Genomic DNA, 12660 nt, shown 5'->3' on the forward strand with positions numbered 1-12660 from the left:
ACCGCCGTATTTTTGAGCAACTTTAAAGGGTGATTTTGTTTATAGTTTTACTAAGCAGTATATTTATAGCTTTAATGTATTTAGAAGCCATTAAAAAAGGTATGCCAATTAAGCGATGGCTTATTTTAGGCGGTTTACTTGGGCCTGTGGCCTGGTGCTTGTTTAATCTACATTATCGTCGTGCTTTAGCTAGAAATGTAGGAATAAATGCATGTATATGGCGCCCTTAATTTATTGACGCCACACTTTTATTTTTTCTAATTAAGCTTGGGGCTGCTTTAGTTTGTTGCTGCTTTAAAAATTCAGTAAATTCACTTTTTGATAGTGGCTTAGAATAGTAATAACCTTGTACTGTTTCGCAATTAAGCTTTTTAAGTATATCAATTTGATGAGCTTGTTCTACACCTTCAGCAACTACATGCAAATCAAGGTTATGTGCAATAGTGACTATTGAGTCGACCATATTACGCCCACGTTCGTTGGTCATGTCATCTATAAATGCTTTATCTACTTTAAGTGTATTAAGCGGAAATTGCTTTAAATACGCTAATGATGAATAACCAGTACCAAAATCATCCATTGCTAAATGAATACCTCGGGCACTTAACGAACGCATAATTGCAATGGCTTCTTTAGGGTCGTCCATTACAGTACCTTCTGTTATTTCAAGCTCTAAAAAGTAAGAAGGTAATTCGTTTTTTTGCAAAATAACGTCAATACGAGAAGTTAAATCGGGGAGGCTAAATTGCTTTGCTGATAAGTTAACGGCTACTCGGCCGCTAAATAAACCGCTATCTAGCCATTCTTTTACGTCTCTGCAGGCTTTGTTTAATACAACTTCGCCAATTTCAATTATTTGGCCCGTTTCCTCGGCTATGGGTATAAAAACGCCTGGGCTAATAATGCCCTTTTTGGGTGTAATAAAGCGCACTAATGCTTCCATTCCGGTTAGCTTGCCTGTGCGAATATTCATTTTTGGTTGGTAGTACACTTCAAAATGATCTTCTTTTAAACCAAAGCGCATGAGGTTTTCTATTTGTAGCCGTTTAACGGCTTGGCGGTTCATCGTGTCGTTAAAAAATAGGTAGCTGTTACCTTTCTTTTTAGCATGATACATCGCGGTATCTGCATTTTTTAAGAGCAGTTCAGGCGTATTACCGTCTTCTGGGAATAATACAATGCCTACACTTGAGGTGATTGCCAGTTCATGGCCAGCCATTTTAAATGGTGTAGCAATGGCTGCTAAAAACTGTTTTGCCATACGTGTAATTACATGTATGTCGTTAGTGTCAGACATTACAAGAGCAAACTCATCGCCGCCTAAACGATAAAATACATCATTTTCGCGGGTTAGTTTATTTAAGCGCATTGCTAATTTAGCTAATAAGCTGTCACCTAGTTGATGCCCTAACGAGTCATTTATTTTTTTAAAGTTATCTAAATCGAATACAAGCAAGGCGTGATGCGAGTTGAGCTTTACTAGCTTTTGCAAATCAGTAAAAAATAAATTTCGGTTAGGCAGACTAGTTGTGCGATCTCGATTCGATAAGTTATGTAACTGCGATTCGGCTTTTTTACGCTCTGTTAAATCTGAATAAACAACGACATAATTAGTTATTTGATTTTGATCGTTTTTAATTTCATCTATCGATATTTCTATAGGCAATAAAACACGCTCACTATTACGAAGCTTCACTTCTTGTTGGATATGTTCGCGCTCTTTTACTATTTCAATAATTCTGTTTGTGTAGCTTGGCTCATACCCAGATAGGTTGAAATCTTTTCCTAAGTATTGCTCGCGTACGCCACCAAACAAGGTTAAAAAACTCGGGTTTATATCAACCAGTTTAAAGTTTTTATCGTAAATTGCTAAGGCGTCAGTGAGCGATTCAACACATTTAGCAAAAAGGTTTAAGCGCTCTTCCGTTGATTTTAGCTGTGATATATCACGAACTGTACCTGTCATTCTTAGAGGTGATAAGTTAGCGTCTTTTTCAATTATTTTTCCGCGATCGAGTACCCAGTGCCAACGTCCAAATGTATCTTTGATTCGGTAGGTGGCTTCAAAAAAAGCAGACTGCTCTGCAAAGTGTACTTTTAACAAGTGCTCAACGTTATTAATATCATGAGGATGAATAAGGCCTTTGTTTGGCGGAAACCCCATTAAGGTAGTCGAATCCATTAAGTACTTATCGTTAATACGAATAACTTCGCCTGTTTTTATGTTCCAGTCCCAAAGTGTATCGCCGCTACCTTCTACAGTACTTTTAAGGCGTTTTTCCGAAAGGCGGAGTTGGCGGCGTGAGCGTCTAAGTTTGTGGATTACAAATAACAGGTAGGGCAAAGCAAGCGCTATAATGGCGCTTGCTAGTATAAGTATATTGTCGGAGTTGTAATTAAATGATGACTCAAAGGCAAAAAGCTCAAATGAGTAAGCAAGTACTACAAGCATGCTTAGTTTTATTATTATTTTTATCATTTTTTTATTACTTCTAATTTACAAATGATAATTTAAAACAAGCTAAACCTAGTGTCAAAGAGATTGAGAGTAAACGGGCATATTTTGAGATTTATAGACTTTTGCCGAGCTTAAAAGCTCATATCTTGGTCTATTATCATCAAATAGGCTTAGTGCATAAACTTTTAGTTCTTTTAGGGTTAGCGCATTTAAGGCATCTAAAAGTCGTTGTTGCATATGAAATTCATGATCTCTGTTACCAATAGCAAGCCATAACCGTTGTGAGCGCAGGCGCAGGTTTTTATCTTTTTCTGCAATATGAGTACTAAGGCCGTGTTTTTGCTGTTGCCAATCGTTTTCATCAAGTGCATCAATATTATCAAGGTAGTTTTTAATAAAACGGTTATGTCGATGCAATAATGTTTTTGCATCAAACTTAGGTGACTGCACATAAAATGCTATACCAGCACGCGTGTTAAATGGTGCATAACCAGCGCCTACTAAATAACCAAGTTGCTGTGTAGTTCGTAATTCATTAAAGTAATCTTGATTAATTAAATGATTTAACGCCATCATTTTTACTTTTTCGGCCACGCAATCCGTTTGCGCTTGATAGTAAATAACCATTGCATGGTCGTTACAAGGAAGCTCTAACTCGTAGCGAGTTACTTTTTTAATTTCAAAAAGAGGGCGTCTTAAATCTTCAATTATGGTTGCGTTTTTTAAGTGATTTGCGACCTTTTTTTGAAAGGCTATTGCATCACTTTGCTGCCAGTTACCATGTAAAAATGATTCAACATGTAGTGCTTTAAAAAAGTCTGTTCTGAACTCATTAAATTGCTGAAAACAGGTGTTTTTTAATGCCGATGCAAGCTCCCCAGGTTGTGGGTTCCAAGGCATTATTTTTGCGCCTAAAATGCTAAATAACTCACTGACTGGTTTGTTTTGGTTGCTATTGCGCCAATGCCTTACAAGCTGTTTTTTATATTCAGCAAAGCGTTTTGCACAGATCTCTACATTAAATAAAGCATCTATTAATTGATCAACAAGCTCTAACTGGCTAGATGAAAGCCCCGTGGTATGTAGAGTTAATCCACCTTGATGCGAGGTTAAGTGGTAGCTAAGTCCCGCAAGTTCTGCTGGATAAAATTGCTCGCCCACACTATCCATAAATAAATCTGTAAATAAGCGGGTGAGTGCCATATGTTTTACATCTTTTACGGCAAAATCAGAATCCATGGCCAAATAAAAATGGCCTTTAGCAACGCGAAATGTATTGTCTTGTTTAAACCAAAAATCAAAACCGGGTTCTTTTACTAATAACTCGGGTTTTGTTTGTGGTTTTACGACATCAAATAACACCACTTCTTTTGTTAAATAAGGATTAGCTGTAGGTAGCAGCATTTCGCTCAACGGCTTATTTATCTCGCTAAGGGCATCAAGCCAACTAGGTGAAATATGTTCTACTTTATATGGTGTGTTGTACCATGCCGTTTTATGTTCAGGCTCTACATCTGGATGTATAAGTACGATGCGCATATTATGTGGCGTTAACCACTGCATGGCCATTTCGTGGGTCGCTTTTTTAAAGCCTTCCATTAAATAGTCGCCTTGCACGTAGTTTGCTTCATCGTAATGCTGCATATTAATGCTTAAATTACTGACCCAATCAATCAGGCGTGACTTTTCTTGGTTATCGAATGCTATTTGTAATAGATTTTTTTTATCTTGGTATAAGCGTGGCAATTTTTCGGTGTTATCGTTAATTAAGCAAATGTATTCAAACACCATTTCAATAATGTCTTCGAAGTATTCAATACCTTCATCGGTAAGCGCTAAGCTAATATTAAAATCTTTAAAGTTGCTGCCATTAATACCACCGCCAGCAGAAAGTGCATTGATCCAGCCTTGCTCTTTTAAAATAGAATAAAGAGAACCCGCGCCTTCATAGCCAAGTAAGTGGGCAATAAAACTTACTGTTTTATGGCGATAAAAGTCGTCAATATTAGGCATAGCAAAACTTATAATAAGTTTTTGCATATGCTTATGTGGCTCAATATGGAGTATTTTTCCTATGTCTTGTTTGCGATAAAGTGGCTCACTGATCTCTGGCTTTTTAAGGTTTTTGTTGCCGTTAATTGCGCCAAAGTAAGTTTGAGTCCAGCTTTGTAGTGTATCTAGTGTTTCGTTTGCGCAAATAACTAAAGTCATCCACTGAGCTTGGTACTGGCTATTAAAAAAGTCACGAAGCTCATCACTAATACATCGCTCTCTGTCAGCTAAGGTTTGTAGGTTTCCTACAGAAAATTTAGCAAATGGATGAGCAGGGTTTACCGTTTCTTTGTGGGCTTGATAAATACGGCGACCGTCGTCTTTTATTTTTAGTTTAAACTCGGCTTCAATTGCGTTGCGTTCTTTTTCTGTTTCGGCTGAATTTAAAAGTGGCGCAATAAAAAAACGGCTAAATTGGGTAAGCGCTTGTTCAAATTCTTGATTGTTAATATCAAAAAAGTAACAGGTATGCTCAGTGCCGGTCCACGCATTGGTGTTGCCGCCAGCTTGCGAAACAAAATTATTAAAACTGCCTGAATCTGGATATTGGTCAGTGCCTAAAAAAAGCATGTGCTCTAAAAAGTGTGCTAGGCCTTGCCTATCAAGAGGGTCGTCAAAATGTCCGGCGTTAACTGCCATTGATGCTGCCGCTTTTGTAGAATCTTTATCTTGCACTAATAGTACTTTTAGACCATTGTCCAGTGTAAAGGCGCGGTATGCTCTGTTATCATTGCGGCTGATATTCAAATGATGCTCCTGAAACTAAACGTTTACTTGTTAACAACAGATGATGGCTTCAGGAAAGCGAAGTACAGCTTAAAGATTTACCTGAATCTCATGAAAGAACTATTTTAGAAATAAATAGATTTATATTGTTAATATAGCTGACAAACGGGCAAACTGGCTACTGTTTTATATTCTTTAATCGGTTGATTTTTTATGAAAACAATCCTAATAATGCGCCACGGCGAAGCAACACCCATGCAGGCTGATGATGCAGGTAGAAATTTAACCCAAGCAGGGCACGATGAAGCTGAAAAAATGGGCCTTTGGCTCAGTAAAGCACATTACCCTGATGCACTGTTAGTTAGTCCTTACATTCGAGCACAGCAAACAGCTGCAGGTGTGGCTAAAAATAACGTATTTAAATTTAGCGAAACCACGTCTGATATAATTCCCGAAGGCAAACCTCAAATTGCTGCTGACTACATCGAAACACTTATTGCTACTCACCCCCAATGCAATACATGGCTTGTTGTATCACATATGCCTATTGTAAGTTATTTAGTGGACCAGTTAAGCCCTGGCAATATGCCCATTTTTAATACGGGTGCTGTTGCTGTTATTAGTTACGATGAGCAAACCCAGCGTAGTAGTTATTTAAGTATAAATGCCCCAGAAAACGTTTAAATATAAATAATTGAGTAAAGTAAAATGACAATAGAACGTTTACAAACAGGTGCGCGCATGAGCCGCATTGTAAAACATAACGGCACTGTGTATTTATGTGGGCAGGTATGCGCCGACGCACAAAAAGATATCAAAGAACAAACTCAAACTATGCTTGATAAAGTAGAGGCATTGCTTGATGAAGCGGGAAGTTCAAAAGAACATATGCTTAGCGCGACTATTTATGTAAAGAGCATGGAATACTTTGCTGATATGAATGCAGTATGGGATGCGTGGGTAACCGAGGGTTATGCACCAGCACGTGCCTGCGTAGAAGCTAAAATGGCACGTGATGCACTGCTTGTTGAAATTTCAGTCGTTGCAGCTTTAAAAGAATAACAGCTTTAATGACTTGCTCCCCCGTTGTACTCATCACAGGCTCTAGTCGAGGTATTGGCGCAGCTACCGCATTATATTTTGCAAAGCACGGTTATAATGTTTGCATTAATTATAAAGCAGATTTAGCTAGTGCAATATTGGTGGCAGAAAAAGTAAAGCAATTAGGCGTTGAGGCTGAAGTAATTCAAGGTGACGTGTCACTAGAGGCTGACGTTTTAGCTTTATTTATGCATATAGATAAAGTCTTTGGTCAACTTGATGTACTAATAAATAACGCCGGTATTTTAAAACCACAAATGCCTTTGTTAGAAATGAGTGCTGAGCGCATAAACGAAGTTTTGACTACAAATATTACCAGTGCTTTTTTATGTAGCCGTGAGGCAATAAAGCGAATGGGAAATAGCGGTAGTATTGTTAATGTTTCATCGGGGGCCGCTAAAACGGGCTCTCCTAATGAGTACATTGATTATGCAGCATCTAAAGGTGCAATGGACACATTTACTATTGGCTTGGCAAAAGAGGTGGCAAGTAAAGGTATTCGAGTTAACTCGGTTAGACCTGGGCTTATTTACACTGATATGCATAGCGATGGCGGTGAAAAAAATCGAGTCGATCGTCTTAAAAGTAAATTACCCCTTGGCAGAGGCGGTACACCCGAAGAGGTTGCTGCAGCAATTTACTTTTTAGCTTCAGAGCACGCTTCTTTTACAACGGGTAGCTTTGTTGATGTAGCCGGCGGTTTGTAAGCTAAAGTAATAAAGCTAGCCAAAACGTAAAGCTAATAACACTTAAGATAGTAGAAAGTACGACAGCCCCAGCAAGAGTAGCTTCATGCTGCTTTATTTGAGTCGCAATAAGATAAGCATTTACGCCAACAGGGGACGCACTTAAAAGTACTAATACATTGAGTATTTGCGTGTCTAGCTTAAATACATAAGTGCCTACCAATAAAACTAACGCAGGCAATAAAAATATTTTTAAAATTGATGCTATTAACGCCGGTCGCCAATTTGTAGCTATTTTATAAAAAGCTAAATTTGCACCAAGTACAAATAGCGCACAGGCAATTGCTGGTTTAGCTAATAGCTCCAAACTATTTGCTAAGTCGGTGAACAGTGTTACTCCTAATATGTTTAATATAAGCCCGCACCCAATACTCAGTACTATTGGATTTAACACCATACTTTTCCCAAAATGCGACCACGAAAATTTATCGCTACTGCCTTTAGCGCCTATTAAAAAAGTAAGTGCAAATAACAATGTGCTATGAAAAGTAATGATCATAAACGCAATGGCTATCATCTCTTTGCCAAGCGATGCAATAACAATAGGAATACCCACTAACACCATATTTGAATAGCTAGAAGCAAGTCCAAAGACGCCGTGTTGTTGGTAATTTTTTAAATACTTTTTATTTAAATAAAAGCGATCAATTAAAATACCCACCCCAAACACGCTCAGAACAGGTATGTAAAAACTCAAAAATGCAAAAAGGCTAATGCTTTGCTGTAAGTTAATTTGCGACATATTTAACAATAAAAAAGCAGGCAAACTAATATAAAAAGTAAATTTACTTAAGCCTGCAATATGCTGCTTTTCGAAAAATTTTAATCGGCAACAGCTATAACCAAACGCAACAATAAAAATGAGTGGAAAAATAATCGAAAAAATATGCACGAAGTTACATCCTAGTAATAGCTAAAGTTAGCGTCTAAATTCATCACTTTGCGGTAAATTAATTAGTATGAGTACAGCGCCTCTACCACCATATTCGAGAGGGGCTTGGTGCATCGCTATTACGTCAGGGTGCTGTACTAAGTACTGAGGCACTTTGTGCTTTAGTACGCCGCCGCCAATACCGTGCACTACACATGCACAATAGTAATGCTGCTTTTTACATTCGTGAATGAGTCCAGCGAGTTCATCTTTAGCAAGTTCTTTATTTAAGCCATGTAAATCTAGCGTCAAATCGGGTGCAAAGTCACCACGGCGAAGCTGTTTAGCTAGGAAGGTATCTTGGCCTGGTTTTACATATTTAACCGTGCAGTGGGTGTCTATATCGGGAATATAAACGTCTGAGAAGAAAAATTCAGATTGAGCCTGCTTTTTTTGCTGGGCAAATTGCTTAGCTTGTGACACCTTAGGCTTTGTATCAAAACGATGAGTATCTTGTTTAAATACTTTGGCGCCTGTGATCGTTTGACGAAATAAGCTTATGTCGTCATTGCTTAGGGACGAATGTGATGGAGTGTCTTTTTTCATAACTATTACCTAAACAAAAAAACGTAAAAACGCAGCGCAAAAGGCGGTACAATACTTAAATGAGGGGCAATTGTAATTTGCCCAGCGCAGATAGGCAATGCAATCGTCTTAAAGACTCAAAACAGTCAGTAAGCTAATACAGGTAAAAATATATGAGCGATTTACAAATAGAAGAAGCAACACTCGAAGAAGCCGTTGCAGAACTGTCAACTTTACATGACTGGTTACGTTGGACTACAAGCCAATTTGCAAGTAGTAGTATATTTTTTGGACACGGCACAGATAACGCATGGGATGAAGCTGTAAGCTTATTACTGCCTGCGCTTAGCTTGCCTGTTGATGCGCCAAAAGAATTAATGCACGCGCGTTTAACAAGCACAGAAAAAAACCGACTTGCGGGTCTTATTGCAGAACGTATTAACGACTGCACACCAGTACCTTACTTAACAAATATTGCATGGTTTGCGGGTATGCCATTTTATGTGGATGAACGTGTACTTATACCTCGCTCACCGTTTGCTGAGCTTATCAGCAACCGCTTTACACCCTGGCTTGAAGAGCCACAATCGGTTAACCGCATATTAGATTTATGTACGGGGTCGGGTTGTATCGCAATTGCACTTGCTCAAGCTTTTGAGGAAGCACAAGTTGATGCGGTAGATATATCGTATGAAGCGCTTGAAGTGACAGACATTAACATTAACGATTACATGTTAAGTGATCGTGTGTTACCCATTCAGTCTGATGTATTTAGCGGTGTACCAGGTCAAAAATACGACCTAATAGTTGCAAACCCACCGTATGTTGATGCAGAAGATATGGCTGACCTGCCACGTGAATTTCATCATGAACCAGAGCTTGGGCTTGCATCAGGCCACGATGGTTTAGATGTAACCCGTACTATTTTAAGTGAAGCGAGTGAACACCTAACTGATAACGGTTTGTTATTTGTAGAAGTTGGTAACTCTATGGTACATATGGATGCACTGTATCCGGGCGCGCCGTTTGAATGGATTGAATTTGAACAAGGCGGCTTAGGTGTATTTGTAATTAGCAAAAAGCAGCTAGATGAGTATTTTGCAAAATAAGTAAAAAATGAATAGCCAAGCCGTGTGCTTGGCTATTGGTAGTCATTAGGAATGAGGAAAGTTAATGGCAGGTAATAGCATTGGACAGTTATTTAAAGTGTCCACCTTTGGTGAGAGCCACGGCGTTGCATTAGGCGGCGTTGTTGATGGTACTCCCGCAGGTCTTGAAATCACAGAGGCCGACTTACAAATTGATTTAGATCGCCGAAAACCAGGCCAAAGCCGTTATACAACGCAGCGCCGTGAAAGCGATCAAATAAAAATATTAGCAGGCGTTTTTGAAGGTAAAACCACAGGTACTAGCATTGGTTTATTAATTGAAAACACCGATCAACGTTCGCAAGATTACGGCAAAATTAAAGATGTATTTCGCCCAGGTCATGGCGATTACACGTATTGGCATAAGTACGGCCTGCGCGATTATCGTGGTGGCGGCCGTTCGTCTGCACGTGAAACCGCAATACGCGTAGCGGCAGGCGCTATCGCTAAAAAATACTTAAAGCAATTTCATGGTATTGAAGTTAAAGCATGCTTAAGCCAGCTAGGTCCTATTAAGGCGGAAACGTTTGATTGGGACGAAGTTGAAAATAACTTATTCTTCTTCCCTGATGCAAGTAAGCTTGAAGCGCTTGACGAATATATGCGTGACCTTAAAAAGCAAGGTGACTCAGTTGGCGCTAAAGTAAAAGTAGTGGCAAGCAACGTACCGGTAGGTCTTGGTGAGCCAGTATTTGACCGCCTTGACGCCGAGCTTGCACACTCATTAATGAGTATTAACGCAGTTAAAGGCGTGGAAATTGGTGATGGTTTTGATGTAGTTGAGCAAAAAGGCTCAGAGCATCGCGACGAGCTAACTCCTGAAGGTTTTACATCAAACCATGCAGGTGGCGTACTTGCGGGTATTTCGACAGGGCAAGATATTATTGCTTCTATTGCGCTAAAGCCAACGTCGAGCATTACTATTCCGGGTAACAGTATTAATACAAGCAACGAAGCGGTAGAGATGATCACTAAAGGTCGTCACGATCCGTGTGTGGGTATTCGCGCAATCCCGATTGCTGAGGCAATGATGGCTATTACATTAATGGACCATTTACTGCGTCAACGCGGACAAAATCCACATGTAAATCACGAACACGGACCAATTAACGGCTCAGTGTAAGTATTTATAATTATAAAAAAAACGCGGATTACCGCGTTTTTTTGTGCCTGTAATTTATTTAATGCCTTTCAGGAGTTGTTCAAGTAAGCCCTATATACTGCAAGAAGGAGGGTAGTAATCATGAACGATAATATTAATGAACACTCACAAATGAAAGCCCAAGCTGCAATAGCCCGCTTAGAGCGATTCAGTAAGTTAACTGATAGCAGCATTGGCATTCCTTTTACTAAATTTAATATAGGTTTGGAGGCTGTGATTGGTTTAATTCCCGTTATAGGTGATGCCGCAGGGCTAATTTTATCAAGTTATGTGCTGATAGAAGCCCAGCGTTTAGGTGTGAGTAAACGTATAAAGACTAAGATGATTATCAATATGCTCATAGACTTTGTGGGCGGTTTAGTGCCATTTTTTGGCGATATTTTTGATGCCTTTTTTAAAGCTAACACGCGTAATACACAACTATTAAAAAAGCATTTAAACAAGCAGTTGAGTGAGTAATTAATAGCTTTAAGTAACAGTTAGCAAAGAGACTTTAAACAAAATGTTGTTGGTTGTTAAATCACCTAGTATGGTAGGAGCGTCTATTCACTTTGGTATCTACAATATGCAATTATTTATCGGTAATAAAAACTACTCTAGCTGGTCATTACGCGCATGGTATTTAATGAGTAAATTTGATGTTGAGTTTAGTGAAACCCAGCTGGTACTCGACACCCCCGACTTTTACAATGAACTAAAAAAGACCTTTGCTGTGCAAAAAGTTCCAGCGTTAATTGATGGCGATTTACAGGTATGGGATTCGCTAGCAATTTGTGAATATATTAACGATGCTTACTTATCAGGCGCTGCATGGCCAAAATATATTACCCAAAGAGCTAAAGCGCGTGCACTAAGCGCTGAAATGCATTCAGGCTTTATGGCACTGCGCAGTGAAATGCCAATGAATATAAGAGCAACCCGTAAAGTAGACCTATCGAGCGAAGCACTAAAAGACATAGCCCGTATAGACGAGATATTTGCCCAGCAACAAGATGTGTTTCCAAATGAGTGGTTTTTTGGTGACTTTAGTATTGCTGATGCCATGTATGTGCCTGTTGTACTGCGCTTAAAAACCTATCAAATTACGTTATCGCCAGAGGCACAGCAATATTGTGACTTTGTTATGCGCTGCCCAGTATTGCAAGCATGGATCACTCAGGCATTAATCGAGACCGATATTGTAGAGTGTGATGAAGCAGGAACGCCTGTATAATTATTGTTTTTTTATATGGCATGTTTTATGCCTTAAAATCATAAGTTTAAACTAGGCAGCTCATGTATCTAAATCACCCAAGGTATGGCAATACACCAATAACTACCAATACCCCAGTGACAATAGAGGCGATAGAGAATGCGCACTGGCGTTACTCGAGGCTTAAATACTTCCCTAATACGGTAATATTGGCAGATATAAAAAAGCAAAACTATGCCATTGACCCCCGAACACTCTATGTTGATATTGAAGAGAAGTGCGAAAGTTGCTCTAAGGCATTTATTTTTTTTGCTCAAGAGCAGCAATATTGGTTTGAAACATTAAGATTTTGGGTCGATTCACACTGTACTCATTGCTTTGAATGCCGTAGACATGCCAGATATATACTAACTCTACGTAAACGGTACGATATGTTAACTAGCTTAGCCAATAAAACCTCAGGTGAAAAAACACAGCGTAAAGAACTTGGTAATACTCTTTACTGTTTAGGTATTATTAAAAATATCAATAAAGTGAAAGATTAGTCCGCTTATATTTTACTATCACGCCTTATTTTTACTTTAGTTGTAAAAGCCCGTACAATTCGTCTCGTTTTTAC

The 12660-nt window shown here is 38.9% G+C and carries 13 protein-coding genes; 9 read left to right on the top strand and 4 right to left on the bottom strand.

Features of this window, described 5'->3' with window-relative positions; translation table 11 throughout:
- Positions 1-35: 35 nt before the first annotated feature.
- Positions 36-230, top strand: a complete 195-nt coding sequence (locus tag GQR39_RS20195) for a hypothetical protein (RefSeq protein ID WP_240918167.1) — start codon at positions 36-38, stop codon at positions 228-230.
- Here the strand turns inward: GQR39_RS20195 and GQR39_RS03000 are convergent.
- Both GQR39_RS03000 and GQR39_RS03005 read right to left on the bottom strand, forming a co-directional pair.
- Positions 227-2479 carry an EAL domain-containing protein gene (locus GQR39_RS03000; RefSeq protein ID WP_165734791.1) on the bottom strand — a complete coding sequence of 751 codons (2253 nt, stop codon included), beginning with the start codon at positions 2477-2479 and terminating at the stop codon, positions 227-229. The two genes, GQR39_RS20195 and GQR39_RS03000, sit on opposite strands and share 4 nt — an antisense overlap.
- 54 nt (positions 2480-2533) lie before the next feature.
- Positions 2534-5257 carry an insulinase family protein gene (locus GQR39_RS03005; protein WP_165734792.1) on the bottom strand — a complete coding sequence of 908 codons (2724 nt, stop codon included), beginning with the start codon at positions 5255-5257 and terminating at the stop codon, positions 2534-2536.
- A gap of 192 nt (positions 5258-5449) precedes the next feature.
- Here GQR39_RS03005 and sixA point away from each other — a divergent pair, with 192 nt between their 5' ends.
- Genes sixA through GQR39_RS03020 form a run of 3 tightly spaced genes read left to right on the top strand, consistent with a single transcriptional unit; the run spans position 5450 to position 7044 of the window.
- Positions 5450-5920: a phosphohistidine phosphatase SixA gene (sixA, locus tag GQR39_RS03010; protein ID WP_024608902.1), complete on the top strand. Its 471-nt coding sequence runs from the start codon at positions 5450-5452 to the stop codon at positions 5918-5920.
- 24 nt (positions 5921-5944) lie between these two features.
- On the top strand, positions 5945-6298 hold the full coding sequence (locus tag GQR39_RS03015) for a RidA family protein (protein WP_024591642.1): 354 nt from the start codon (positions 5945-5947) through the stop codon (positions 6296-6298).
- An 8-nt stretch (positions 6299-6306) separates the two neighbouring features.
- Positions 6307-7044 (top strand): SDR family oxidoreductase, encoded by a 738-nt coding sequence (locus GQR39_RS03020; protein ID WP_024608900.1) that lies wholly within the window; start codon positions 6307-6309, stop codon positions 7042-7044.
- Between the two features lies 1 nt (position 7045).
- Here GQR39_RS03020 and GQR39_RS03025 read toward each other — a convergent pair whose 3' ends face one another.
- Positions 7046-7975, bottom strand: a complete 930-nt coding sequence (locus GQR39_RS03025; RefSeq protein ID WP_165721369.1) for an AEC family transporter — start codon at positions 7973-7975, stop codon at positions 7046-7048.
- 27 nt (positions 7976-8002) lie between these two features.
- Positions 8003-8560, bottom strand: a complete 558-nt coding sequence (gene smrB, locus GQR39_RS03030; protein WP_165734793.1) for an endonuclease SmrB — start codon at positions 8558-8560, stop codon at positions 8003-8005.
- A gap of 152 nt (positions 8561-8712) precedes the next feature.
- Here smrB and prmB point away from each other — a divergent pair, with 152 nt between their 5' ends.
- The 5 genes from prmB to GQR39_RS03055 all read left to right on the top strand — a co-directional run bounded on the left by prmB (position 8713) and on the right by GQR39_RS03055 (position 12586).
- Entirely contained in the window at positions 8713-9648 is a 936-nt protein-coding gene (gene prmB, locus GQR39_RS03035) for a 50S ribosomal protein L3 N(5)-glutamine methyltransferase (protein WP_007580615.1), read from the top strand.
- A gap of 64 nt (positions 9649-9712) precedes the next feature.
- Positions 9713-10810 carry a chorismate synthase gene (gene aroC / locus GQR39_RS03040; protein WP_008138551.1) on the top strand — a complete coding sequence of 366 codons (1098 nt, stop codon included), beginning with the start codon at positions 9713-9715 and terminating at the stop codon, positions 10808-10810.
- A 120-nt stretch (positions 10811-10930) separates the two neighbouring features.
- Positions 10931-11308, top strand: coding sequence for a DUF4112 domain-containing protein (locus GQR39_RS03045; RefSeq protein ID WP_007583361.1), 378 nt, complete (start codon positions 10931-10933; stop codon positions 11306-11308).
- A gap of 106 nt (positions 11309-11414) precedes the next feature.
- A complete protein-coding gene (locus GQR39_RS03050) occupies positions 11415-12062 on the top strand; it encodes a glutathione S-transferase family protein (protein WP_165721370.1) in 648 nt (215 codons plus the stop codon).
- A gap of 62 nt (positions 12063-12124) precedes the next feature.
- Entirely contained in the window at positions 12125-12586 is a 462-nt protein-coding gene (locus GQR39_RS03055; RefSeq protein WP_165734794.1) for a zinc-ribbon domain containing protein, read from the top strand.
- Positions 12587-12660: the final 74 nt, after the last annotated feature.

Source organism: Pseudoalteromonas sp. C8 (genome assembly GCF_011378685.1).
Lineage (GTDB): Bacteria > Pseudomonadota > Gammaproteobacteria > Enterobacterales > Alteromonadaceae > Pseudoalteromonas > Pseudoalteromonas arctica.